Source organism: Nocardia barduliensis, assembly GCF_013315795.1.
Taxonomy (GTDB): Bacteria; Actinomycetota; Actinomycetes; order Mycobacteriales; family Mycobacteriaceae; genus Nocardia; species Nocardia barduliensis.
Window position 1 is genome coordinate 13,833 of record NZ_JABLTE010000038.1, and the last position, 24,228, is coordinate 38,060.

Sequence of the window (24,228 nt, forward strand, 5' to 3'; positions counted from 1 at the left end):
GCATGGAAAGGACCGACCTGGTGTGTTTTTCGCCGGCTGGGAGAATCGTTTTCCCGGGAAATCCGTGGCCGGAGGGGCACGCGATCGAAGAGTTCGCGTGGACCGGCCGCATGGACCAGGCCGGCGGCCTGTGGTTCGATCTGCATCTTCGGTCCGCCGCATACAACGCCGAACGCGATCCCGGTGACGACGAGGAGGATTGCGAAAGCTGGCTGTCGCCGATCGTCTGGCAGAACTATCACAGCTGCACGCTCTCGTCCACGTATTGGGGCGAGGACGACGCCACCGGGCTGCGGGCTGCCGCGCCGGGCCGCCCCTTTCTGCTGAGATCCGACCAGCCGCAACGCCTCACGGTCGATCCGCTGCCCTTGGCCCACGCCGACGACGTGGAATGCCTGGCGTTCAACATCTATCTGCTCGGGCACGATTCGGTCGCCGACCAGGAAGTGTTCTTCACCCGGCGCGCCGACGGCAGGCACGACATCGACTGGCAGGGACGCATCGCGCTGACCTACGCGGGCCAGGTGGAATTCCGGTACCGATTCCGGGCCCGGATATCCGGCGCCACTCTGGAATACATCCGCTTTCCCGCGGAGATCTCGGCGGATCAAGCGCTGCGTCAACTGGGCGCCGTGCTCGACGCTCCGGAGGAGTTCGAACTGGGCCTGGTCGATGGGCAGCCCGCGTGGGTGTCGCGAATTCCGGTGTGAACTCCTGGCGGCGTGCTACCGGCCGGTGGCATGACTCGGCAGCACGCAGACCGCGTCCAGGCCGAGGACGTGATTGAGCCGCCCGAAAGCGAGCCATGAGCCGATGCTCATGCTCAACTCGACCACTTCCGCTTGGCTGTAGCCGGCGAACATCCGGCTCCAGAATTCCGCATCCAGATTGTGGTGATCGATGGCGTAGCGTTCGGCGTATTCGGCGGCGAGCCGGGTGCGTTCGTCGAAGGCGTCGGTGGTGCGCCAATTGGCGACGGCGTCGGCGAATTCGGGTTCGACCTTCGCTCCGTCGCGCTCGGTGCGCCAGTCCATGCAGAACAGGCAGCCGTTGATCTGGGCGATGCGCAGCCTCGCGGCCTCGAATTCGCGCAGTCCCAGCGTGCTGTGCGAATACACCGACAGCGAGAAATTCGAGGCGGCCACACCGATTCCGGGAACCATCTCGCCCCAGACGTAGCCGATCGGATCCTTCCCCTCGGGAATGTCGATGATCATGTGTGTTTCCTTCCGAGTTTGCCGACCGCGGGACGCAAAGGAATGTCCAGTGCGTCGTAGAGTCCGGGCTTCGCGGCCACCAGCCAGTCGATGGCGCCGACCAGGCGGCCGACGGCCGTGGCGTTCCCGCCCGCGGACCGGTTGCCGTCTTCGTCGGTCGCCTCGACGGTCACTTCGATCCGCGGATGTCCTTCGATGATCACCCGGTGCGCGCCGGCGCCGCCGTCGGCCGGCGTCGGCCAGTCCGGCGCGCAGGACGGATGGATGCGGGTGACGTGCTCGACGACCAGACGCGGCTGCCCCTCGACGATGCCTTGGACCTCGAATCGCACAGCTCCCTGGGTGCCCGCCGCGAACTCGCCCATGGCGGCCGTGGCGACGGTGACGTCCAGGGCGCGCCGGTCCAGCGTCTCCCGGATCTCGTCGAGTGCGACACCGAGCGCCCGAGCCATGAGCCGAATCTGCCCGCCCCAGACCATGGTCGGCACCGACGGCGCGAGCATCGGCGGCTCGTAGTCCATCGGCTGACCCATGCCGACCAGATAGCGCACCGAGTCCGGCTGGTCATAGGTGGAGTAGTCGAAGATCTCCTGGCAGCGGATCGTCTCCACCGTGCTGCCGAGCCCGCTGATCAGCAGGGGCAGCACATCGTTGCCCCAGCCGGGGTCGATGCCGGAGACGAACAGCGATCCGCCGCCTTCGGCGATCGCGGCCAGCACCGGATCCCGTATCTCCGGCGGTGCGTTGCGGGGGTCGTAGAGGGCGTAGAGGGCCGGGGTGACGACCACCGCGCCCGCGCGGAGTGCGCGCACGATGTCGGTGAGCGCGTCGTCGGGGCGGATGTCGCCGGAGGCCGCGTAGACCACCGCGTCCGGGCGCGCACCGAGCACTTCGCCGATGTCGTCGGTGGCGGCGACGCCGAGTTCGCGCCCGAACCCGGCGAGTTCGCCCGCGTCGCGACCGACTTTCGCCGGAGCGTGCACGAGCACGCCGGTCAGGCGCAGCGCCGGATGGGCGTCGACGGCCCGGATAGCCGCCCGGCCGACGTTGCCGGTGCCCCAGACCACCGTGGAGATCATCGATCGAGCGTAGCAAGCGCTTGGTCAGCCGTTCGGCGTTCCGCGAAAGCCCGCTCGCGTCCGATACGATGCCCCCATGGCGCACCCCGCCCCGCCGGTTCGGGGGGCGACGGCCGAAGCGGGCCGATCGCCCGGGCAAGCGCGGGGCATCGGCGTCGCCGAGGTGGTCGAACGCTTCGCCGACGCGTGGCGCACGGCGGAGACTCCCCCGGAACTGGCCGCGTATCTGCCGGACTCGCCCGCGATCCGCCGGGTCTCGCTGATCGAACTGATCAAGGTCGACCTGGCCAACCGGTGGAGTCGTGGAACCGCGCCGAAACGGCTGGCCGACTATGTCGAGGAACTCCCGGAACTGCGCACCTGGCCGCTGCCGCCGGACCTGATCTACGAGGAGTTCCACGTCCGCAGGCGCGCGGGCGGCTCGGTCGACGTCACCGAATACACCGCCGCCTACCCCGACCAGGCCGACCAGCTCTCGGAACTGCTCGCCACCGACGACTACCACAGCACGCTGACGACGGCCGCCGAACCTGCCGATCTCGACGCCCTCGCCGCGGGACAGAAGATCGACGACTTCGACCTGATGACCGGGCTGGGCCGCGGCGCGTTCGCCCGGGTCTTCCTGGCCCGGCAGCGGTCGATGCAGCGACTGGTCGCGCTGAAGATCTCCCGCGACAAAGGCGCCGAGCCACAGACGCTCGCCCAGCTCGACCACGACTACATCGTGCGCGTCTTCGACCAGCGCGTGCTGGTGAGCCGGAAACTGCGCCTGCTGTACATGCAGTACGTGCCGGGCGGCACCCTGTTCACGGTGCTCGAACGTGTGCGCGCGACACCACAGGCACAGCGCGGCGGAGCGATGCTGCTGGAAGTCATCGACGGGGTGCTCGCCACGAAAGGCGAGATCCGGCCCAGTGAATCGCCGCTGCGCGCCGAACTGGCCGGACTGTCCTGGCCCGAGACCGTCGCCTGGCTCGGGCGGCGCTTGGCGGAGGCGCTCGACTACGCGGGCCGGGCCGGAGTACTGCACCGCGACGTCAAGCCGGCCAATGTCCTGCTCACCGCCGACGGCGTCCCCAAACTGGCCGACTTCAACATCAGCTTCAGCGGCAACGTCTCCGGTGCCAGCCCGGTCGCGTATTTCGGTGGTTCGCTGGCGTACATGTCACCCGAGCAACTCGCCGCGGTGCATCCGGACCTGCCCGCCACCGCCGCGGATCTCGACACCCGCAGTGATCTGTACGCCCTGGCCGTCGTGCTCTGGGAACTGCTCACCGGCCGCAAGCCCTTCGACGACGACGCGGTGACCGGCGGCGACCGCACCGCCCTCGACGCGATGCTCGAACGCCGATCCCACAGCCCGCGCGATCTGCCCTACGCCGACCTGCCCCCGGACTGCCCGGAGGCGTTACAGCGTGCCCTCGTCCGTGCGCTCGACCCGGACCCCGCCCACCGCTGGCCGACCGGCGCCGACATGGCCCAGCAGCTCGCGGTCAGCCTCGACGCCCGTGCCCGCGATCTCGTCGACCCGCCGCCGAACAGCTGGCGGCTGCGCGCCCGCCTGCTGATGCATCCGATCATGGCGCTGGCCATCGCCGTACCCAACGCGCTCGCGATCTGGTACGGCTACAACCACAATCGCACGCTGATCATCGACAAACTCGACGCGCAAGCGCAGCACCGCTTCGACCAGGTCGCGCTCGGGACCTACGCGGTGTGCTTCCTGATCGGCTTCGTGGTGACCAATCTGCTGATCGCCCCGCTCTGGTCGATCGCGCGCGGGTTGCGCAAGGGCAGACCGTACGGCTGGCAGGCCCTCGCGGGGGCCCGGGCTGACACGTTGCGACTGGGCAGACGCAACGTGCTCACGTGTTTCGCGCTCTGGGCGGTCGCGGGCGTGGCGGTCCCGGTGTCGGTCCAGGTGTCCGGCAATCAGATCACCGCAGCGTCCTACCTGCACTTCTTCCTCACCCAGATCGTCTGCGGCGCCATCGCGATGGCCTACCCGTACTTCTTGGTAAGTTTCTACGCGGTGCGGTCGCTGTACCCGATGTTCCTCCCGCACAGCGGCCTCGGCGCCGAGGACGCGCTCCGCCTGCGGCAGCTGGACGCCGACAGCACATACTTTCTCGTCCTCGCCGCCGCCGTCCCGCTGCTCGGCGTCGCGGGCGCGACTTTCATCCCGCCGGCGGACATCCCCGCCGTCATCGTGCCGCTCCGCGTGCTCTGCGCAGGCACCGCGGTGGCGTTCATCGGCGTGTACTGGCTGTTCCGGATGCTGGAAAAGGACTTGGCCGCGCTGGAACGGCTCGCCGCCGGGCGCCGGTAGCCCGCGCCCGGGCCTGGTGCCCGGACGATCACCGCGGCGCCCGCGAATGGGCCCACGCCGCCTCAGCGGCCAGCCCGTGGCGGGTCTCTCTCCGCGCGGCGGAGATCGCGCCGCGGTAGCCGGTCGAGCATCGAGAGCGGGGTGGACACGCCGCTGCGCACCATTGGGAAATGGAGTGAACTCCCCGGTAGCGTTGACGCCAGGGGCATCACCGACCGCCAGGGGATCGGGCGCGGTTCTGATTCGCGGCGAGTACGGTATACCCCGCCGCCCGGCGCGGGGACGGCGGTCGGGATCGGGTGGAAAGGCAGGCGCGCGACAGTGAACGAGCGATATTCGTCGTGGGCCGCCCGGAATTCGCCCGAAGAACTGCCGCTGGCCGCGCGCTACACGAGCGCGGACCCGATCGTCTGGTCCGGCAGCATGGTCTATCCGATGTACACCGAGCAAGTCGGCCCTGCGCCCACCACGGTCACCTTGACGATGATCTCCGCCGCGCCGCCCGCCGGACTGCGTGGGCTCGGTATGGGACTCTCGGTCGTCGACGGCTATCTCGACCTGCACGGGCGTTCGCTGGCCGGGGTCGACGCATGGAGCGACGCCCTGGCCGCCGGCGTCAGCTTCGACGTCACGCCTACCGCGTCGGCGACCCTGGTGACCCTGACCCCGGTCTGGGTGGACGAATTCGGCACGCAGAAGTCCTGGTCGGGGAATTACGGCATCGTAGTGGAGCACCGGCCCAATGGTCGCGTCGTCCTGTGGTGCAGCATCGGCGAGGGGCCGCCGAATTTCGCGAACCTGGTCGTGGAGGTCTCCACCGCCGCCTCGACCGTCGCGGTGAAACCGGCGGCGCCCGCTACCCCGATCGGGATGGCCTCGCCCACCTTTTCGTCAGGTCCGCCCACCGCGCCCACCATGCCGGTTCCCCGTATCGACGCCGCGCCCGCCCCGACCGGACCGGCAGCCCGGATCGAGCCGCTCGCCCCCGAGCCGCCGGTGGCGGGGAACGGGCATCGGCCCGCGAACGGGCAAGCGCCAGAGAGCAGCCAGGTCCGGGGCGCGGGCAGCCTCTTCGCGAACATGCAGTCGTCCCGCCCTGGACGATCCGCTTCGCCAACCCCCGATTCTTCGTCGGCGCTAGCTCCGGACGCACCGCCGGACCATGGGCAGCCCACGGCGAGCCGATCGAATGGATCGTCGGTCGCGGACGTCATGGACAGCGCACCACTCGCCGCCACCCCGCCGAAACCAGAGGCCGCGAACCCGGCGCCCGGCTCGCTGGTCCCGCGCCCGCGGACCGACTCACCTGCGCGCTCTGCGCACGATTCCCGGGGCGAGAGCGGTAGATCCACCGGGGACTCCTACGGCGCCTTCGGCCCTCCGGTCGCGCATACGCATCCCCCCGCAGACCCGGCACGCCACGCTGCCGGCCTGCTGATCGGCAACCCGCCGTCTGGACCGGGAGTGCCGCCCTCCCCGACCACCCGACCCGCACCGAACGATCCGCACACCGGCTCAGGCCCACTCGCCGCGAACCTTCGGACCACCGGAGACTCATTCCGCGCCTTCGACCCCTCGGTCACCCACACCCCAGCACCGCAACACACGTTGCCACCTTCTGGCCCGCGGCCAGCGAATTCACCGCCCGCGCCGGTCTTCCCGGACTCCACCACCACCCCACCCGCACCGAACGATCCGCACACCGACTCAGGCCCAGTCGCAGCGGACCTTCGGACCACCGGAGACTCATTCCGCGCGTTCGATCCCACGGTCGCCGATACCCCAGCACCGCGACAAGCGTTGCCACCTTCCGGCCCGCAGCCAGCGGATTCACCGCTCGCCCCGGTCTTCCCGGACTTCACCACCGGCCGACCAGCCGCCGATGGTCCGCACACCGGTTCCGGCCCACTCGCCACGGACCCCCGGGCCACGGGAGACTCGTACCGCGCGTTCGACCCCGCAGGAGCGCGCACCCCAGCCCCGGCACCGACGTTGCCGAGCGCCCCTGGCACAGCTGCAGAAACTCCCGCTACGACCTTCGCGGACTCCGCACTCGCCCGGCCCACAGCGGACCGGTCTCGCGCTGTCGACGGCGTGGCGCAGGCCGCGCCGCCCGCCTCCGCTCCTCCCGCAGAATCGCACGGGGCTCCACCTTTCGCGGCTGCCCGTCCCATCGCCGATGGTCCGCACACCGGCTCGAACTCGCGAGCCACGAACCCCAGTCCACCCGCGGACTCCTACCGCGCTTTCGACCCCATAGGCTCGCAGCACCTGGCTCCGACGCACACTGCGCCACGCGATCCAGACCCGGCACCAGCGCATCCCGCCCTGGTCATTCCCGGCTCCGCACCAGCTCCGACCGCTGCTGGTCCGCACACCGGTGCCAACCCGCCTGCCACGAGCCCTTCGCTCCCCGCCGACTCCTTCCGCGCTTTCGACCCGGCGGGCACGCACACCCAGGACACAGCAGAGACCGCATCCGGCCCGCTGCCGCCGGAGCCGTATCGCACGCTTGGGCCCGCGATCTCACCCGGTCACGCGCCCGATGGCCCCGTCGACGCACCCGGCTCACAGCGCACGAACACTCATCCCGCGCCGATCACCCGAGTTCCCGACACCGCTCCGGCACCGGACAGGCTCAGAGAGCCCGTCGCGACGGCCGATGCCTCGCCACGCGCGAGCAAGTCGGGGCAATCGGGCGACCCCGGCTACCGCGGCGCGCTCTACGACCTCGGCGTCGCGATGTACCGCCGCGGTGAGGAAGAACAGGCGTGCGGCCTCTGGGCCCAGGCGTCCGAGGCGGGGCACGCGGGCGCCGCGTACGAACTCGGCATGGTGCGACTGCGGCGCGGTGATCCCATGGGAGCCGAATCCTGGTGGCGCACCGCCGCCGACCGTCGCGAACCTCGCGCCATCGCGGAGCTGGCCGATCTGCTCGATCAGCTGGGCAAGCACGCGGAGGCCAAGTCCTGGCGGACCTACGCCGCGGAGCAGCAGGACCCGGACGTGGTCGGTCAGTCGACGTCGCGCTGAGCCCCTCGGCGGGGTATCGGCGCACCCGTCCCGAAAAGAACTGGCATCCGAATGCGCGGATGTCGTAGGTTGCGGGGCATGTGTGGCAGTCCTGGTGTGAACGGAGGGTACGCGGTCGGCGCGTACTACATCCGGCTGCGTACGGAGGCTCGGGCTCTGCCGGCGCACCGTAACGCTCCGATCCGCTGATCCGTTCGATCGGAATCCACGTCGGCGGCCGATAGCGGCCGCTGGACTCCTCGTGCCCTGGCATGGGTCCGGGCGAATCACTCTTCCTGATTCGACCACTCCGTTCGGAGGACACCCATGTCCCGTCGACGTTCTCTTTCGCATGCCCGCGGCGAAGGCCACGCCGCGCCCACGCGTAAACGACTGTCGCAGAACTTCCTCACCGATGCCCGCGCCGCCCGGTTGATCGTGCGCGCCTCCGGCGTCACCGCCGACGACCTCGTCCTCGAGATCGGCCCCGGTGACGGCATGCTGACCAGGCAGCTGCTCGGCGCGGCCGGCCGGGTGCGCGCCTATGAGAAGGACCGGCACTACGCGACCCTGCTGCGCCGCCGATACGCCGACGATCCGGGAATCCGCTTGTACCATCAAGACTTCCGCACCGTGCGTCCGCCACGCGAGCCGTTCGCGGTCGTGGCCAACGTGCCGTTCGCCATCACGACCGACATCGTGCGCTGGTGCCTGGCCGCGCCACAGCTCACCTCGGCGACCCTGCTCACCCAGCTCGAGTTCGCCCGCAAGCACTCCGGCGCCTACGGCCGGTGGACCAAGCTCACCGTCGGCCACTGGCCCACGACGGCGATCGAAATCGGCGCGCGTGTCGGCAAGCACAGTTTCCATCCGGTGCCCCAGGTCGACGCCGCCGTCCTGCGGATACGCAACCGGCCCGTTCCGCTGCTGCCGCGTGAGCGATTCGGGGACTACCGCCGAGTGGTCGAACTGGGTTTCTCCGGCGTCGGGGGCAGCGTCGCGGCGTCGTTGCGTCGAGAGTTCCCGGCCCACTCCGTGCACAGCGCCTGCGAAGCGGCCGGGATACCGCTCGACCGGCCGGTCGGGCTGGTCTCCCCGGATCGCTGGTTGACCCTCTACCGCGCGCTGCGCGCCTGACCGGAATCGCGATCGCTACAGAAACGTATCGGATACATTCATGCATCGAGACGAGGACAGGAGTGGCGTGACCAACTTCGGCGACTACCAGAACGAGATCTACTTCCAAGGACTCGGGGGTGTGCTGCCCGAGCTTCCGATGACCTACGCCGAATTGGAGGCGAAGGCGCGGGCGGCACTGCCACCGGGCATCTGGTCGTACGTGGCAGGTGGCGCGGGCGACGAACTGACCCAGCGGGCCAATGTGACGGCTTTCGAGAAGCTGGGCTTGGTGCCTCGCATGCTGCGCGCGAGCAAGACGCGCGACCTCTCGATCGAGCTGTTCGGGATGACGCTGCCGACACCGATCTTCCTGGCCCCGGTGGGCGTGATCGGACTGTGCGCCCAGGACGGGCACGGCGATATCGCCACCGCGCGGGCCGCGGCGCGCACCGGCGTGCCGATGGTCGCCTCCACCCTCACCGTCGATCCGCTGGAGGAGGTGGCCGCCCAGTTCGGCGACACCCCGGGCATGTTCCAGCTCTACACCCCGACCGATCGCGACCTCGCCCAAAGCCTGGTCCGCCGGGCGGAAGCCGCGGGTTTCGAGGCCATCGTGGTCACCCTGGACACCTGGGTGCCCGGCTGGCGCCCGCGCGATCTGGCGGTGTCCAACTTCCCGCAGCTGCGCGGGCACTGCCTGGCCAACTACTTCAGCGATCCGGTGTTCCGCGCCCTGCTGCCCAGCCCGCCCGAACAGGACCCGAAAACCGCCATCTTGACCTGGATCTCACTGTTCGGCAACCCGTTGACCTGGGAGGACCTGACCTGGCTGCGGTCGATGACCGACCTGCCGCTGGTGCTCAAGGGCATCTGTCATCCCGACGACGCCCGGCGGGCCGTAGACGCGGGCGTGGACGGCATCTACTGCTCGAATCACGGCGGCAGGCAGGCCAACGGCGGCATCCCGGCGATCGAGCATCTGCCGGAAGTGGCGGCGGCCGCCGACGGACTGCCGGTGCTGTTCGACTCCGGCGTCCGCACCGGCGCCGACATCGTCAAAGCGCTGGCGCTCGGCGCGACGGCCGTCGGCATCGGCCGCCCCTACCCGTACGGACTCGCCCTCGGCGGGGTGGACGGCCTCGTGCACGTGCTGCGCTCGCTGCTGGCCGAGGCCGACCTGCTCATGGCGGTGGACGGGTATCCGACGATCGCCGACCTCACTCCGGAGGCGATCCGGCGCGTCTCCTGAGTCGGCACGCGCGTACTCGCGCCCATGCGAAACGCCCCGCGCGTGCGGCCCACCGGCTGGGCGGGCCGCACGCGCGGGGCGGCTCTCGATCAGACCGACAGCGGCGTGAAGTCGCGGCTGCCGATGTAGCCCGGTCGCGGCGCGGGCGCGGCGAACGGCTCGACCAGCGTGTTGTGCACGCTGTTGAACACCACGAAGATGTTCGACCGCGGGAACGGCGTGATGTTGTTCGACGACCCGTGCATCAGATTGGAATCGAACAGCAGCGCCGAGCCCGCCCGGCCGGTGAACTGACTGATCCCGTAGCGGTTCGCCAGCGCGGTGATGTCGTCGGTCGTCGGCACGCCGATCTCCTGCTCCTGCAACGACTCCCGATAATGCTCGGCCGGGGTGCTGCCCAGGCACGGCACGAAGGTGTGGTGCGAGCCGGGCATCACCATCAGGCTGCCGTTGATCGGGTAATTGTCGGTCAGCGCGATCGACAGGCTCACCGCACGCGGCGCGGGCATACCGTCCTCGGCGTGCCAGGTCTCGAAATCGGAGTGCCAGTAGAAACCGGTGCCGCGGAAACCGGGCATGTAGTTCACCCGGCTCTGATGCACGTACACCGGCGACCCCAGCACCTGCTCGGCAAGCTGGAGCACCCGCGGCTGACGCACCAGATCGGCGATCGCCTCGCTCAGCTTGTGCACTTCGAAGACCGAGCGCACCCGGTTCGACGACTTCTCCACGATGACCCGGTCGTCATCGCGCAGGGCCGGATCGTTCGCGAGCCTGCTGATCTCGCCGCTGAACTCGGCCACTTCGTCGGGGGCGAGCAACTGGTCGAGGATGGCGAACCCGTCGGCGTCGAACGAGGCGAGTTCCGGGCTCTCGACCTCTCCCCACACCGCGGGATCGGCACGCTCCAGGTGCGGAGCGGGCGCGCCGAGACGGGTCGGGTAGCGATCGTAGCGAGCCGTCTCGGGCCGGGTTTCGGTGTCCTGCAGAACCATTGGTGTGCTCAACTTCCGATCGTCGCGGCGACCAGCGGGTAGACGCCGTCGCTGTCGTGAACCTCCTGCCCGGTCACCGGCGGATTGAACACGCACATCATCCGCATCGTGGTGCGCACCTCCAAGCGGTGCCGTTCATGTCCGTCGAGCAGGTACATCGAGCCGGGTGCGAGCTCGTAGGTGACGCCGTTGTCCAGATCGGTGAGGGTGCCCGAGCCTTCGATGAGCCACACGGCTTCCACGTGGTGCACGTAGTGGAACTCGTGCACCGTCCCCGCGTCGATGGTGGTCTCGTGAAAGGAGAAACCGACGCCGTCGCCACCGAGGACGATGCGCTTGCTGCGCCAGCCCTCGCCCGCCACGTCACGCTCGGTGCCGGTGATCTCCGCGGTCGTGCGCACGATCATGCGACCGCCCCCATGCCGCCGCACACCGACTCCACGGCGCCGGAGAGGATGTGCAGGCCCTGGTCGAGTTCCTGCTCGGTGACCGTCAGCGGCGGCAGCAGCTTCACGACCTCGTCGGTGGAACCGGAGGTCTCCACCAGCAGGCCGCGCTCGAAGGCGATCTGGCAGACCTTGCCCGCCTGCGAGGGGTCGTCGAACACGACGCCGTGCACCAGGCCGCGTCCACGGGTGGCGATCCCGGGGAAGTACCCGGCCAGCTCACCCAGGGTGCGCGCGATCTTCTCACCCTTGGTCTGGGTCGCGGTCTGCAGCGCGTCGTCGGACCAGTAGTGGCGCAACGCGGTCGTCGCGGTGACGAACGCGGGGTTGTTGCCGCGGAAGGTGCCGTTGTGCTCACCCGGCGACCATTCGTCCAGCTCGGGCTTGAACAGCACCAGCGCCATCGGCAGCCCGTAGCCGCCGATCGACTTCGACAGCGTCACGATGTCGGGTGTGATGCCCGCGACCTCGAAGGAGAAGAACGGTCCGGTGCGGCCGCAGCCCATCTGGACGTCGTCCACGATCAGCAGGATCTCCCGCTCCGCGCACAGGCCTGCGAGGTGGCGCAGCCACTCCGCGCGGGCGACGTTGACGCCGCCTTCGCCCTGCACGGTCTCCACGATCACCGCGGCGGGGCGGTCGAAGCCGGAGGAAGTGTCGTCGAGCACCTTCTCCATCCACTGGAAGTCCGCGGTGGTGCCGTCGAAATAGCCGTCGTAGGGCATGTGCGCGGCGTGCACCAGCGGCACACCGGCGCCCGCGCGCTTGGCCGCGTTACCGGTCACCGACAGCGCGCCCAGGGTCATGCCGTGGAAGGCGTTGGTGAAGCTGACGATCGTCTCCCGGCCGGTGATCTTGCGCGCCAGCTTCAGCGCGGCCTCGACCGCGTTGGCGCCGGTGGGGCCGGGGAACTGGACCTTGTAGTCCAGGCCGCGCGGGGTGAAGAGGGTGTCGCGCAACGCCTCCAGCAGGTCCCGCTTGGCCGCGGTGGACATGTCCAACCCGTGGGTGATGCCGTCGCCGGCGATGTAGTCCAGCAGCGAGCGCTTGAGCACGTCGTTGTTGTGGCCGTAGTTCAGCGCGCCCGCGCCCGCGAAGAAGTCCAGGTAGTCCTTGCCTTCCTCGTCGCGCAGCCAGCTGCCCTTCGCGGTGGTGAACACGGTGGGCCAGGCGCGGCAGTAACCGCGCACGTTCGACTCCAGGCTCTCGAAAACGGTGGTGTCGGTGTTGATCATCGGTGATCCTCCTCGGTGGGGCGGGCGGTCGGGGCGATGCGATACAGGTCTTCGGGTGCGTGGTCGTCGGGGAAGACTCCGGCGTCGAACAAGGGGCGCTTGGTCAGTTCCGCGTCCCGCTCCTTCGCCACCGACGTGAACAGCGCGACGGAAGCGGCGTTGTCCGGCGAGATCGTCGTCTCGAGCACCGAGACGCCCTGCGCGGCAACACTGTTGAGCAGGGTGTGCAGCAGCTCGGCGGCGATGCCGCGGCCACGCTGCGCACGATCCACCGCGATCTGCCAGACGAAGACGGTGTCGGGGGCCTGCGGGCGGACGAAGCCGATCACGTATCCCACGACGCGGCCGTCCACTTCGGCGACCACCGATGTCCCGGCGAAATCCCGGCACCACATCAGGTACGCGTAGCTCGAATTGACGTCGAGCACCGCGGAATCCTTGGCGATTCGCCACATCGGAGCGCCGTCGCCCAACCGGGGCGTGCGCAGGACCACGGCCCGCCCGGTGTCTTTCCGGTTCGGGGTGACTCCCAGGGCGGCCGCGGCGTTGTCGACGCGCGATCGCTCGATCTCCGCTGGGGACAGGGTTGGCACAGACATACAACTCCTCGTCGGTCAGCAGTACTTATCCAGGCTTACGAAGCGACTTTGAGGTCGACCAGTCGACTTCTTTACGGTCGTATTACGGATGTGTGTCGCCGAGCCGGGGCAACCGCACGACGAATCGCGCGCCCCCGCCCGGCCGGTCGGTGCAGTCCACGCGGCCGCCGTGCGTGGCGACCGTCTCGGCGACCAACGCCAGGCCGATGCCCGTCCCGTCGGGCGAGCGGCGGCCGCTGCGGGCGGTCGCGAATCGTTCGAAGATCCGGCTCCGGTCCGCGGGCGCCACGCCGGGACCCGCGTCGTCAACGGTGAGCACCGCGTCGGTGCCGTCGCGGTCGACGGTGACCGCGACCACTCCGCCGCCGTGCCGGTCGGCGTTGTGCAGCAGATTGGCCACCGCACGTTCCAGCTCCACCTTGCGCCCGCGCACGGTGACGTCCTGTACCACCGTGAGCAGCTCGCCCGGATAGCGCCGGTCGGCCAGGGTGTGCACCAGCAGGTCGCGCACCGATAGCGGCTCGGCGTCGCCGTGGTGCATCCCCGCCTCCACCCGCGCCAGCGCGAGGAGATCGTCCAGCAGCTTGCGCAGGTGCTCCACCTCGGCGGTGACCAGGCCCAGCGCCCGCTGCGAACGTTCCGGCAGATCAGCGCGATGCCGGTTGAGCACGCCCACGCCGGCCATCAGGGTGGTCAGCGGGGTGCGCAGCTCGTGGCTGACGTCACCGAAGAGCCGGTGTTCGCGCTCGATGCGGCGTTGCAGCGAGTCCACCATGGTGTTGAACGATTCGACGGTGATGGCGAGGTCCTGGTCACCGGTGGCGGGCAGCCGCAGGCCGAGGTCGCCGGAGGCGATCCGCGCGGCGGCGCCGGCGAGCTGGTGCAGCGGGGTGAGCACCCGCCTGCTCGCCCACCAGCCGACCGCCGCGCCGATCAGGGTGACCACGAGCGCGCAGCCGATCAGCACGTTGCGCAGCAGATCGAGATCGGCGTCGAGATCGGCGGGCGACTCGGTGCCCGCGTTCGCTCGTTGCGCCTCCAGGTAGCTGCGGCTGATCACGAACACCGAGACGACCAGAACCAGCGACATCAGCGCGGCGATCGTCGCGAAGACGGCCGTCACGCGGGCACGCAGACTCCAGGCGTTCGGACTCCAGCGGGGGGCGTCGAGGCAGCGCTCAGCGCCGGACATCGAGGCGGTAGCCGAGCCCCCGCACCGTCACCACGACGCGCGGATCGGACGGATCCCGTTCGATCTTCGTGCGCAACCGGCGCATGTGCACGTCCACGATGCGCTCGTCGCCGAAAAACCCACGATCCCAGACTCTTTCGAGCAGCACGGTACGGCTGAGCACCCGCCCCGGCGATTCGGCCAGTTCACACAGCAAGCGGAACTCGGTGAGCGTGAGCCGGATCTCCTCGTCCCCGCGGCGAACGACGCCGCTGTCCGGGGCGAGCACCAGCGGCGCCGTGTCATCGGCCTCGAGCAGTATCTCCTGGGGCGACTCCCGTTCCGCGGCAGGGCGGGAACGCCTGCGCACCGCGCGCATGCGGGCGGTGATCTCCTTGATCTCGAACGGCTTGGTGACGAAATCGTCGGCGCCTGCCTCCAGCGCGGCCACCACGTCGTGGGTGTCGTCGCGGGCGCTGACCACGATGATGGGAACATCGTGGTCGCGGCGGATCTCGCGAATACACTCGAATCCGTCCATGCCACCGAGCATCAGATCGACGATCATGACGTCGGGAACCCCATTGCTGCGCAGATGTGTGAGCGCGTCTTCGGCTTCCTCCGCCTCGTCGACGTCGTAACCCTCGTCCTCCATGGCGAGTCGTAACGCGCCACGGACCCGGTCGTCGTCCTCCACGATCATCAGGTTTGCGCTCAAGACCTTATCCCTTGCAGACATGCGGAAGCGCGTCACGGTGCGGACAACCGCATCCCCATACCGACGCGACCTTCCGCTTTCGAGCAACCCTTGCTCGGCCTGGAGTACCCGGAGTCGCAGCCGGTAAACGTCCGGCAGACCGATTCGGGCCCCTTGGTTCGTCCCTCGACGCTATACGCCCGGCCGACGCGACAGGGCGCGGGGGGCTGTCTCCCCGCTCGGGATTCCGACACGGCACATGCCCGCCGAAGGCGGACTCCGGCACGAAAATGGCTGTACAGCGGGAAATTTCGAGCATGGAGCCGAACTGGTCTGCGCCAGCACCGACCCCAGGGTCGATAACGAAGCTCACCACGAATCCGTGCTCTGCGTCACATAGTTCGCGTGCTCCGGTCGGCGGCGGAAGACGGTGACCGGTCTCACGGCCTTTCCAGCGGTCTCCCGGCTATCGCGGCGGCTCCAAGCGGTTGAAGTTGCTCGGCGGACGGTCGGCACTCGGCTCCTGGTACCAGAAACGCAGTTCCCGGTCGTCGAAAGTGGCGAACCACTCGTCCCACCCCACCCGGCGCAACACGGCGCCGCCGTACCCGGGGAAGTCGAACCGCAGCACCCCGAGCCGTCCGTTGTACTCGCTGCCCGGCACGGTGGCGGGCCGGGCGCCGCGCTGTTCGGCCCAGCGACGGATGACGTCGTGATTCCTGGTGACGGAAATCCCCTCGGCCCGGGGCGGCGCCCCGGCATCCCCCGGCCCGAACCGTTGATTCCGGGTGCGTAGTCGGCGCTGGTCGGTCATGACGAGCTCCTCGAGGCATCGGCATCTGTTGTCCGGCTCCTGTCTGACTACCCGGCGGGCGTGATCCGCAAACTGGTCGGCCGCACCGTAGGCTGCCCGAGCCCTGCCGGGTTCGTCCGGTGGGCGATGGGTAACCGGCCGATGATCGGCCGGATGCGCGAGTCCGCGGACGTAGCGCCCGGCGATCGACCGACAACCAGGAGGAGTTCGCATGTCCAGCGTCGACGCGACGCAACCGGTTCCACCCACACCCGAGCCGGACCCGGTGCCGCCCATTCCCGAACCCGATCCGGTGCCGCCCATTCCCGACCCCGACCCGGTGCCGCCGGTTCCCGAGCCCGACCCTATTCCGGGCCCGAATCCCATTCCGCCGGAACCTGATCCGCATCCGTTGCCGCCGGTGCCCGGCCCCGCGCCGCGGCCGCCGACGCCGGACCCGGGACTGCCCGGGCCGTCACCGGACCCCGCGCCGCCGAATCCGGTGTAGCGCCCGCGGCTCAGTCCCGCAGCGCCTGCTCGCGCAGCGAGTTCAACGTCCTGGACAGAATGCGCGAGACATGCATCTGGGAGACGCCCAGCCGCTCGGCGATCTGATTCTGCGTCAACGACTCGAAGAATCGCATGATCAGCACCTGGCGCTCGCGCTCGGGAAGCTCGCCGAGCAGCGGTTTCACCGCCATGACGTCTTCGACCAGGTGATAGGACGACTCCTCGATCCCGAGGCTGTCCAGCAGGGGCTGCGGGGCGCTCTCGGTGTCCGCGCCGACCACCGCGTCGATGGACGAGGACTGGTAGGCGTTGCCCGCGATCAGGGCCTGGGTCACCTCGACCAGGTCGACATCCAGCTCCGCCGCGATCTCCCTGGCTCGTGGCATCCGGCCCAGTCGCTGCGACAGCGCCTCGACGGTCGGGCCGATGCTCAGCTGGATCTCCTTCGTCCGTCGCGGCACCCGCACGGCCCAGGTGTTGTCCCGGAAATGCCGCCGGACCTCACCCATGATGGTTGGCACCGCGAAGGACAGGAACGACGACCCGCGCGCCACGTCGAAACGGTCCGCGGCCTGCACCAAGCCAAGGCGTGCGACTTGCAGCAGGTCGTCGAAGTTCTCACCGCGCCCGGCGAATTTGCGGGCGATGTGCTCGGCCAGGGGCAGACAGCGTTCGATCAGCTCTTGGCGCATCGGCTCGCGGCGCGGATCGTCCGAATCCAGCGCGGCGATCTTCTCGAACAGCGGCTCGATGTTGTCGTAGCTGTCCCCCCGCGACCTCGGCTCACCCGCCATTCGGGGCACCCCGCACCCAGCTGAAATCGATCACGGTCGGATATCCGCCGAGCACGCTGTCGTAGGAGCCTTGGGCGGCCGCGATCGAGTCGGTCAGGGTCCGCACGATGTGCCAGCCGAAGCCCGCCTGGCCGACCACCGAGTCGGTGGCCGCGACCGACGACACGTGCACGAACATTTTGTCGGTGTCGTAGGTGAACTCGCAGTCGAGCATCGAACCGGCGGCCGCGTCCAGAATGAGCGAGGTGGCCACCTCGTCCAGCGCCAGCCGGATGTCGGTCACCTCGTCCAAGGCGAAGTCGGCGATGAGGGCAACCGTCTCGGCGAGCGCGCGCAGCATGGTCAGCTGCTCCAGCCTGGCGGGCACCCGCACCCCGACTGTCGTCGTCTCGGTAGAGGATCGGTACGTCCACTCCCCCATTTGCCCATCACCACCTTGTCCTCGCAGCACTCCACTGTGGCCTGGATTCCGCTGCGGGCGCCCCTGAGCGACCGGAACACCGCAGACGCCGCGGACAGTGGAGCAGAAAGGCCGCCGCGTTCCTCGTCGGAGGACGTACCCGCCGAGGGCGGATCGAAACGCGGGTCAGTGGCCGTCGATCCGCTCGTGGGCGGTGAGCAGTAGATGGTCGAATTCGGTCCGCATACCGGGCGTGATGCCCGCGAGTCCGGGCAGATCGGCGACCAGGCGCGCGGCCAGGGTGCGCAGCTTGACGTTGGTTTCCTGCGATCGCCAGCTCAGCACCCGGAAGGCTTGTTCGGGGCCGATGCCGTAGACCAGCATGAGCGCGCCCTTGGCCTGTTCGATCACCGCCCTGGCGGCGTAGAGCTCGGGCAGAGCGCCGTCCAGCGTCTCCTGCCGGTGTTCCTCGAGGGTCTCGGTCACGTCGATGTAGTAGCCGGAGGTGCCGACCACGTCGCCGGACTCGTCGGCCAACCGATCGGCGACCAGGATCACGTGGTGCACGATGCCCGTGGTGTCGATGATGCGGTGCCTGCTGGAGAAAGGTTCCGCGTCCGCGATCGACCGCGCCAAGGCGCTGGCCACCGCGTCGCGATCCTCCGGATGTTTGTGTGTCAGCAACAACTCTGTCGTCGGCGTCACCGTCCCCGGCGCGTAGCCGTGCATCGACGCGACCTCGTCCGACCATTCCCAGCGCTGGTCGGCGAACCAGAATCGGAAACTGCCTACGCTCTGCGGCGTTCCCATGCCGATCACTCGGTCCAGCGCGAGGGCGTCCTCGGGCTGTACCGACTCACTATCTCTCACCGCTGAAGTATCCGATGCCGATGCGCGCGGCGTGACCGGATCGGCGCGGGCCACACCGGCGGGTTCGGCGGCGACCCCGCTCAGGCGTCGAGAGCGGTCCGCATGGACGGGTAGCTGGGGAACAACGACCGCACGCCGGTCACCTCGAGCGCGCGCTCCACTCCCGACCCGCCCGCGACGATTCGCAGATCAGGACGGCCCACCCCGTCCCTGCGCAGCGCGCCGAGCCGCGCGGCCGCGCGCAGGCTCATGAACCTCGCGGCCCGCAGATCGATCACCACGGCATCACACGGTGACTGCAACGCACGGTCGACCGTCTCGAAGAACTCGGCCGACACGGCGGCGTCCAACTCGCCTTCGACTCGAACCACCACGCATTCGCGGCGGCGGTCCACCCGCTGTGCCCACAACCGGCCGTCCCGACGACGTCCTGGTCCCGAACCATTGAGATGCACGCCCTCCGCGTGCTCCCGTAGCAGAGAAATGGCAGACAAGTCGAACCTCCCGGATAGGGGGTATCCAGTCCTCGGCAGCGTTTCGGGGCGAGGGCGGCGCGAACGCGAATCGGTTGCCGTGCCGTCCCATCGACCGGCTGCGCCGTATGCGTCGAACCGGGGTCGGCTGTGATCTCAACCTCCCTACAGTGTGGCACGGCCGACCCGCTATCGACAGCGTTCGGTAGGAGAACGTGACCGCCGCCGGAGGGCCCGCCCGCCGGTACGAACCGACCGTTCGGCTGGCAAACCGAGCTCTGACGTGGGGTTTCATCCGGCCACGTCCGGGCATATACCGAACATATATCCCGAACGTCACGCGATGCCGGTCGTAGGGCAGCCGCGCGGATCCGCGCGTCCGCGCGGCGCCCCGCGAGGAGAACGGAGCACCCGGTGAAGATTGCCATGGTTTCCGAGGACGCCAGCCCACTCGCCGAAGAAGGTCCCGCCGGTGGCGGCGGCCGCGGCCGGTACGTAGCGGAGTTGTCCGCGGCGTACGCGCGACGCGGGCACGAGGTGACGGTGTATACCCGGCGGACCAGTCCGCGCGCCCCCGCCGAACTGTTCGCCGAAGGCGGCTACCGGGTCGTGCACGTCCAAGCCGGACCGCCTGCTCCGCTGCCGTCCGATCGGACCCTGCCCTATCTCGGCGAGTTCGGCACGTTCCTGCGGCGGCACTGGACCGCCGAGCAACCGGACATCGCGCACGCGCACTACTGGAAGTCCGGGCTCGCCGCGGAGCTGGCGTCACGTGCGCACGGCATCCCGGTGGTGCTGACCTTCCACGGGCTCGGCACCGTGCAGCGGCGCTGCGAAGGTCTCGCCGACCCGAGCCCGCGCTCGCGTATCCGGTTCGAGCGGCTCATCGCGACGCGCGCGGCGCACGTCGTGGCGACCTGCTCCGAAGAGGTCGCGGAGCTGGCCAGGATGGGTGTGCCACGCTTCCGCACCTCGATGGTGCCCTGCGGGGTGGACCTCACCACGTTCACCCCGGAGGGCGCCGCCGCCGAGCGGCACGCGACGCACCGATTGGTCGCGTCCGGAGAGTTGGTGCGGCGCAGCGGTTTCGACCCGGTCATCAAAGCGCTGCCGGAACTCCCGGACACCGAACTGGTGATCGCGGGCGGACCCGCCGCCGACGACGAAGACGACACCGAAGGCCGCAGGCTGCGCCGTATCGCCTCCGATCATGGTGTGCGCGAACGCTTTCGACTGGCCGGCGCGGTGACGCGGCCGATGCTGCCGCGGCTGTACCGCTCCGCCGACGTCGTGCTCTGCACCCCCTGGTACGAGCCGTCGGGCCGGGTGGCGCTGGAGGCGATGGCGTGCGGGAAGCCGGTCGTGGCCACGGCGGTCGGCGGACTGCTCGATACCGTGGTCGACGGTGTCACCGGCCGATTCGTCGCCCCGCCCGAGCCCGACGCGATCGCACGGGCAGTACGTCCGCTGCTGACCGACACGACGTTGCGCGAGACGTGGGGGGCCGCCGGCTATCAGCGAGCCGCGAGCCGCAATTCGTGGGATCGGGTGGCGACCGAGACGCTCAGCGCCTACCACCGCGGCGCTCCGGCCCGGGCGGGCGAGGTGGTGTCCTGGGCCCGGTGAGTCAGGACCGGTCGGGCGCGGCGTCCTCCGAGGCGCTGCGCCAGCGCCACGGCGCGACGAGCCATGTCGCGACGAACAACGCGACGGTGAGGACCGCGGATATCAGTGCGGCGAGCGTCCCTGTCACGTAGTCAACCACGAGGATCACCGCGCCGATCAACGCGAGACCCAGCAGCGCGACGCCTGCCATCGCGCACCGATGCGCCGCGGCGACGACATTGCCGAGCCGATGACGGCGGAACAGGATCCGATGCCAGGACACCGGCGCGATCAGGAACACCGTCGCCCCCAGCACAGCGGCGAAGGTGGCCAGGTACAGCGCCCGCATGCCCGGCGACAGCGTGCCGAACGACGCCTGGAACGGCAGGATCAGCAGCGCCCCGAACAGGAACTGCACACCGGTCTGCACGACGCGCAACTCTTGCACCAGGCTGCCCCAGTTCCGGTCCAGCCGTTCGAGTTCGGTCTCCCCTCGCGCGCGGCGCGCCCAGGCGTCGTCATTCTCGGGCACGCGCGGCCTCCCGGCGATTGCGCTTCTTGATCGCCTCGACGAGTTCGTCCTTGGTCATCCGGGATCGCCCGGAGATCGCCAGCCGCCGGGCGATGCCGAGCAGATGCTCCTTCGAAGCGTTGGCGTCGACGCCTTCGGCGGTCTCTCCCCTGGCGTTCGGGCCGCCTTGTTCGGCGCGTTCGTCGGAGGGGCCACGGCTGGGTTTGGGTTCCCAATGGTCGCCGACCCGCTCGTAGCTGTGCTTCAGCGCGGCGTAGGCGACGCGGTAGGCGCGCTCCTCGTCGCCGTCGTACTGTTCGAGCGCGGCGTCGTGCGCCTTGGCGAAGGTGCGCTGCGCCTTCTCTTCCGACCGCGCCAGGGTGCTCGGCAACTCGGACTTCTCGACTCCACCGCGTGCTGTCGTCTTCGGCATGAGTCTCTCCTTTCCCGAACCGACGGTCCGGAAGCCCGGTACGATGACGCGTGCGAGCCTTCGGTATCCGGTCGCATACCCGGAGAAACGCCGATTAACCCGGTGTCCGCCGGGTACCACCGCTGCATGGTTGCGACTACCGATCAACTGCTACACGCGCTCACCCGCACGGTGAACGCACTGGCCGCGACCGACATCCGTTTCGCGGTGGCGGGCGGCTGCGCGGTCTATGCGCGCGGCGGCCCCGCCTCCCAGCACGACGTCGACATCTTCGTCAAACCGGAGGACAGCGCGCGGGCGATCCAGACACTGGCCCGCGCGGGCCTGCGGGTGTGCGACCCGCCGGAGAACTGGTTGCGCAAGGTCTACGCCGACGACATCCTCGTCGACGTGATCCACCGTCCCAACGATCGCGACGTGACCGACGAACTGCTCGACCGCGCCACGGTGATGCGGATCGGGCCCGCCAAGGCTCCGGTGATCAGCGGCACCGATCTGATGGTGGACAAGATGCTCGTCTTCGACGCGCACCGCCTCGACCTGAGCCCGATCCTGCACATCGCGCGCGACCTGCGCGAACAGGTGGACTGGGAGTCGGCACGCGAGCAGACCAAGGCCTCGCCCTACGCGCGGGCGTTCATGGGCCTGCTCGACGATCTCGGCATCACCCGCACCGGAAAGGTGGAGTAGATGGAGCAGCCGCAATACCTCGTCGCACGATTGCGCCGGGCGCTGGCCGAGGATCCCCGCACCGCCGAACTCGGTGTGCAGGTGACGATCCGCGGCGACGTCGTGGTGCTCGGCGGTGAGGTCAGCAGCGATCAGCGCAAGCAGCAGATGGAAACCGTGGTGCGCGAGCAGCTTCCGCACGCGCGAATCCACAACGACGTCCATGTCACCCGCCCCGCGGCGCCGGTCGACACCGAGACGCTGGAAGCGGACGGACCCGAAAGGAGTTGAGCGGCATGCGGATAGCCGCGGTCGGCGACGTACATCTAGGCGTGGATTCGCAAGGGCAGTGGCGGCCCGCCCTGCACGACCTGCCCACGCGCGCGGACGTGCTGTTACTCGCGGGCGACCTGACGCGCCACGGCACCGTCGACGAAGCGAGGGTCGTCGCGGCGGAGTTCGCCGACTTGGGCATACCGGTCGTCGCCGTTCTGGGCAATCACGACTACCACGGCGACGCCGACGAGGAGATCGCCACCGTACTCGACGACAACGGCATCACCGTCCTGGAAGGTTCCGCGGTGACGCTCGACCTCGACGGGAGCACGCTCGGGGTCGCGGGCGCGAAAGGGTTCGGCGGCGGATTCGCGGGCAAATGCGCGAGCGTCTTCGGGGAACCCATCATGCGGGAATTCGCCGCGCACACCGTGGACGTGGCCGCCGCGCTCGGCGATGCGCTGGCGAGCCTGGACACCGACGTCACCATCGCGCTCACGCACTACTCCCCGATCAGCGACACCCTGCACGGCGAGCCGAGGGAGATCTACCCGTTCCTCGGTTCCTACCTGCTCGGCGAGGCGATCGATGAGCACGGCGCCGACTTGGCATTGCACGGTCACGCGCATGCGGGAGCGGAGCGGGGCACCACGCCGGGCGGCATCCGGGTGCGCAATGTCGCCCAGCCGGTGATCCGTGCGGCGTACGCGGTCTACGACCTGCACCCGGCCGCGGTCTGAGCGGGCCGCTCAGAAGTCGGTGGAGATCGCCTCCACCGTGCTGCCGGACTGGGTGTTCTCGACCGTGGTCGCGACGTCGGCCTGCGCGATGATGCCGACCAGCCGGCCGTTCTCCAGCACCGGCACACGGCGTACCTGATGCTGCGACATCACCGACATCACCTTGCGCACGTCGTCGTCGGCCTCGACGGTGATCAACTCCCCGCCGAGTTCGCCAGCGTCCACCCCGAGCGGGTCCTTGCGCTGGGCGATCACTTTGACGACGATGTCACGGTCGGTGAGCATTCCCTTCAACTTGTCGTCCTCACCGCAGATCGGCAAGGCGCCGACATTCAGCTCCGCCATTCGTTGCGCGGCCGCGACCACCGTGTCGCTGGACCGGACGCATTCCACGTTCGGGGTCATGATGTCCCGTGCTGTTGTCATCGGGGTCCTCCTGGGACTCTCGCCGGTACGAGCGCCCATCGATCGGGCTACTCGCTCACGTCGTACCCCCGTTTCGGATCCGTTAACGCGGGCATCCGTCCGTTATGGCCGCCCCCGATGGCCCGAGTCTCCCGCTCCGGAACCGGGGTCGCCCACGCATCGAAATCGTTGCCGCTCTGGAGAAAGGACATCCGATGCTGCCAGCACCGAACGAGTCGAGCGCGGGATCCGGCGCCGGGGAGCAGCACCGGTCCCACACATTTCCCGACGACACCCGCACTTCCCGCACGCACGCCGGAGAGTCCATCGAGGACGCGCGCAACTGGCCGGGGATCATCCTGGTCGCGATCGGCATCGTGAGCCTCGCGCTCACGCTCACCGCCGCCGGATACGGATTCGAGGGCTGGGCGGTGATCGCGGGAGTGGTCAGCGCGGTGTGCATCCTCGCGGGCGTCTTCGTGATCATCGCCGAGCACCGCCGGATCAAGGTTCGCGAAGGCAGACGGCTGCGCGACGCCGCCGGTCACTGAATCGGGCGGTCGCCCGTTCTCGCAGGCGCAGCGCTAGGGCGCTGCGCCGG

General features: G+C 69.4%; 28 protein-coding genes. 11 read left to right on the plus strand and 17 right to left on the minus strand.

Annotated features, from left to right (window positions below; translation table 11 throughout):
- The first annotated feature begins 110 nt into the window (after positions 1 to 110).
- Positions 111 to 710, plus strand: coding sequence for a hypothetical protein (locus HOV91_RS18020; RefSeq protein WP_174186568.1), 600 nt, complete (start codon positions 111 to 113; stop codon positions 708 to 710).
- 15 nt (positions 711 to 725) lie between these two features.
- On the opposite strand, the gene HOV91_RS18025 is transcribed toward HOV91_RS18020, so the two are convergent.
- Positions 726 to 1,217 carry a carboxymuconolactone decarboxylase family protein gene (locus HOV91_RS18025; RefSeq protein ID WP_174186569.1) on the minus strand — a complete coding sequence of 164 codons (492 nt, stop codon included), beginning with the start codon at positions 1,215 to 1,217 and terminating at the stop codon, positions 726 to 728.
- On the minus strand, positions 1,214 to 2,296 hold the full coding sequence (locus tag HOV91_RS18030) for an NAD(P)H-dependent amine dehydrogenase family protein (protein ID WP_174186570.1): 1,083 nt from the start codon (positions 2,294 to 2,296) through the stop codon (positions 1,214 to 1,216). The genes HOV91_RS18025 and HOV91_RS18030 overlap by 4 nt, the downstream gene beginning before the upstream one ends.
- 76 nt (positions 2,297 to 2,372) lie before the next feature.
- On the opposite strand from HOV91_RS18030, the gene HOV91_RS18035 reads away from it, so the two are divergent.
- Entirely contained in the window at positions 2,373 to 4,625 is a 2,253-nt protein-coding gene (locus HOV91_RS18035) for a serine/threonine-protein kinase (RefSeq protein WP_174186571.1), read from the plus strand.
- A gap of 713 nt (positions 4,626 to 5,338) precedes the next feature.
- On the opposite strand, the gene HOV91_RS18040 is transcribed toward HOV91_RS18035, so the two are convergent.
- Positions 5,339 to 5,707, minus strand: a complete 369-nt coding sequence (locus tag HOV91_RS18040; protein WP_174186572.1) for a hypothetical protein — start codon at positions 5,705 to 5,707, stop codon at positions 5,339 to 5,341.
- Positions 5,708 to 7,367: 1,660 nt separating this feature from the next.
- Between HOV91_RS18040 and HOV91_RS18045 the strand changes: the two genes are divergently transcribed.
- The 3 genes from HOV91_RS18045 (at position 7,368) to HOV91_RS18055 (ending at position 10,005) form a co-directional block, all read left to right on the plus strand.
- Positions 7,368 to 7,658: an SEL1-like repeat protein gene (locus HOV91_RS18045; protein ID WP_174186573.1), complete on the plus strand. Its 291-nt coding sequence runs from the start codon at positions 7,368 to 7,370 to the stop codon at positions 7,656 to 7,658.
- Between the two features lie 306 nt (positions 7,659 to 7,964).
- Positions 7,965 to 8,774, plus strand: coding sequence for a 23S ribosomal RNA methyltransferase Erm (gene erm / locus HOV91_RS18050; RefSeq protein ID WP_174186574.1), 810 nt, complete (start codon positions 7,965 to 7,967; stop codon positions 8,772 to 8,774).
- A gap of 67 nt (positions 8,775 to 8,841) precedes the next feature.
- Positions 8,842 to 10,005, plus strand: coding sequence for an alpha-hydroxy-acid oxidizing protein (locus HOV91_RS18055; protein WP_312884673.1), 1,164 nt, complete (start codon positions 8,842 to 8,844; stop codon positions 10,003 to 10,005).
- 89 nt (positions 10,006 to 10,094) lie between these two features.
- Here the strand turns inward: HOV91_RS18055 and thpD are convergent, their stop codons facing one another.
- The 7 genes from thpD to HOV91_RS18090 all read right to left on the minus strand — a co-directional run bounded on the left by thpD (position 10,095) and on the right by HOV91_RS18090 (position 15,962).
- Entirely contained in the window at positions 10,095 to 11,000 is a 906-nt protein-coding gene (thpD, locus tag HOV91_RS18060; protein ID WP_174186621.1) for an ectoine hydroxylase, read from the minus strand.
- 8 nt (positions 11,001 to 11,008) lie between these two features.
- A complete protein-coding gene (locus HOV91_RS18065; RefSeq protein WP_174186576.1) occupies positions 11,009 to 11,407 on the minus strand; it encodes an ectoine synthase in 399 nt (132 codons plus the stop codon).
- Positions 11,404 to 12,681 (minus strand): diaminobutyrate--2-oxoglutarate transaminase, encoded by a 1,278-nt coding sequence (ectB, locus tag HOV91_RS18070; RefSeq protein WP_174186577.1) that lies wholly within the window; start codon positions 12,679 to 12,681, stop codon positions 11,404 to 11,406. The genes HOV91_RS18065 and ectB overlap by 4 nt, the downstream gene beginning before the upstream one ends.
- Positions 12,678 to 13,280, minus strand: a complete 603-nt coding sequence (ectA, locus tag HOV91_RS18075; RefSeq protein WP_174186578.1) for a diaminobutyrate acetyltransferase — start codon at positions 13,278 to 13,280, stop codon at positions 12,678 to 12,680. The genes ectB and ectA overlap by 4 nt, the downstream gene beginning before the upstream one ends.
- Positions 13,281 to 13,362: 82 nt before the next feature.
- The gene (locus HOV91_RS18080) at positions 13,363 to 14,403 is read right to left on the minus strand and encodes a sensor histidine kinase (protein ID WP_312884674.1); all 1,041 of its coding nucleotides are present in this window, start codon (positions 14,401 to 14,403) and stop codon (positions 13,363 to 13,365) included.
- 55 nt (positions 14,404 to 14,458) lie between these two features.
- Complete coding sequence (locus HOV91_RS18085) at positions 14,459 to 15,169, minus strand: response regulator transcription factor (RefSeq protein ID WP_174186580.1); 711 nt, start codon at positions 15,167 to 15,169, stop codon at positions 14,459 to 14,461.
- A gap of 445 nt (positions 15,170 to 15,614) precedes the next feature.
- The gene (locus tag HOV91_RS18090; RefSeq protein ID WP_217440668.1) at positions 15,615 to 15,962 is read right to left on the minus strand and encodes a hypothetical protein; all 348 of its coding nucleotides are present in this window, start codon (positions 15,960 to 15,962) and stop codon (positions 15,615 to 15,617) included.
- A gap of 211 nt (positions 15,963 to 16,173) precedes the next feature.
- Between HOV91_RS18090 and HOV91_RS18095 the strand changes: the two genes are divergently transcribed.
- Positions 16,174 to 16,449 (plus strand): hypothetical protein, encoded by a 276-nt coding sequence (locus tag HOV91_RS18095; RefSeq protein WP_174186581.1) that lies wholly within the window; start codon positions 16,174 to 16,176, stop codon positions 16,447 to 16,449.
- A 10-nt stretch (positions 16,450 to 16,459) separates the two neighbouring features.
- On the opposite strand, the gene HOV91_RS18100 is transcribed toward HOV91_RS18095, so the two are convergent.
- The 4 genes from HOV91_RS18100 to HOV91_RS18115 form a co-directional block, all read right to left on the minus strand.
- Entirely contained in the window at positions 16,460 to 17,245 is a 786-nt protein-coding gene (locus HOV91_RS18100) for an RNA polymerase sigma factor SigF (protein WP_174186582.1), read from the minus strand.
- The gene (locus tag HOV91_RS18105; RefSeq protein WP_174186583.1) at positions 17,235 to 17,666 is read right to left on the minus strand and encodes an ATP-binding protein; all 432 of its coding nucleotides are present in this window, start codon (positions 17,664 to 17,666) and stop codon (positions 17,235 to 17,237) included. The genes HOV91_RS18100 and HOV91_RS18105 overlap by 11 nt, the downstream gene beginning before the upstream one ends.
- A gap of 165 nt (positions 17,667 to 17,831) precedes the next feature.
- Entirely contained in the window at positions 17,832 to 18,455 is a 624-nt protein-coding gene (locus HOV91_RS18110) for a PAS and ANTAR domain-containing protein (RefSeq protein ID WP_174186623.1), read from the minus strand.
- Between the two features lie 140 nt (positions 18,456 to 18,595).
- The gene (locus tag HOV91_RS18115) at positions 18,596 to 19,009 is read right to left on the minus strand and encodes an STAS domain-containing protein (protein ID WP_174186584.1); all 414 of its coding nucleotides are present in this window, start codon (positions 19,007 to 19,009) and stop codon (positions 18,596 to 18,598) included.
- Positions 19,010 to 19,402: 393 nt separating this feature from the next.
- Here HOV91_RS18115 and HOV91_RS18120 point away from each other — a divergent pair, with 393 nt between their 5' ends.
- On the plus strand, positions 19,403 to 20,614 hold the full coding sequence (locus HOV91_RS18120) for a glycosyltransferase (RefSeq protein ID WP_174186585.1): 1,212 nt from the start codon (positions 19,403 to 19,405) through the stop codon (positions 20,612 to 20,614).
- Position 20,615: 1 nt separating this feature from the next.
- Here HOV91_RS18120 and HOV91_RS18125 read toward each other — a convergent pair whose 3' ends face one another.
- Both HOV91_RS18125 and HOV91_RS18130 read right to left on the minus strand, forming a co-directional pair.
- Positions 20,616 to 21,125, minus strand: coding sequence for a DUF6328 family protein (locus HOV91_RS18125; protein ID WP_312884675.1), 510 nt, complete (start codon positions 21,123 to 21,125; stop codon positions 20,616 to 20,618).
- Complete coding sequence (locus HOV91_RS18130; RefSeq protein WP_174186586.1) at positions 21,112 to 21,537, minus strand: ChaB family protein; 426 nt, start codon at positions 21,535 to 21,537, stop codon at positions 21,112 to 21,114. The genes HOV91_RS18125 and HOV91_RS18130 overlap by 14 nt, the downstream gene beginning before the upstream one ends.
- A 126-nt stretch (positions 21,538 to 21,663) precedes the next feature.
- Between HOV91_RS18130 and HOV91_RS18135 the strand changes: the two genes are divergently transcribed.
- The 3 genes from HOV91_RS18135 to HOV91_RS18145 are packed head-to-tail and all read left to right on the plus strand — an operon-like array spanning position 21,664 to position 23,222.
- Positions 21,664 to 22,227 carry a nucleotidyltransferase family protein gene (locus HOV91_RS18135; protein ID WP_043725713.1) on the plus strand — a complete coding sequence of 188 codons (564 nt, stop codon included), beginning with the start codon at positions 21,664 to 21,666 and terminating at the stop codon, positions 22,225 to 22,227.
- Positions 22,228 to 22,497, plus strand: a complete 270-nt coding sequence (locus tag HOV91_RS18140) for a BON domain-containing protein (protein WP_174186587.1) — start codon at positions 22,228 to 22,230, stop codon at positions 22,495 to 22,497.
- Between the two features lie 5 nt (positions 22,498 to 22,502).
- Positions 22,503 to 23,222, plus strand: coding sequence for a metallophosphoesterase family protein (locus HOV91_RS18145; protein ID WP_174186588.1), 720 nt, complete (start codon positions 22,503 to 22,505; stop codon positions 23,220 to 23,222).
- A 9-nt stretch (positions 23,223 to 23,231) separates the two neighbouring features.
- Here HOV91_RS18145 and HOV91_RS18150 read toward each other — a convergent pair whose 3' ends face one another.
- Complete coding sequence (locus HOV91_RS18150) at positions 23,232 to 23,648, minus strand: CBS domain-containing protein (RefSeq protein WP_174186589.1); 417 nt, start codon at positions 23,646 to 23,648, stop codon at positions 23,232 to 23,234.
- A 194-nt stretch (positions 23,649 to 23,842) separates the two neighbouring features.
- Here HOV91_RS18150 and HOV91_RS18155 point away from each other — a divergent pair, with 194 nt between their 5' ends.
- Positions 23,843 to 24,178 carry a hypothetical protein gene (locus tag HOV91_RS18155; RefSeq protein WP_174186590.1) on the plus strand — a complete coding sequence of 112 codons (336 nt, stop codon included), beginning with the start codon at positions 23,843 to 23,845 and terminating at the stop codon, positions 24,176 to 24,178.
- The last annotated feature ends 50 nt before the right edge of the window (positions 24,179 to 24,228 follow it).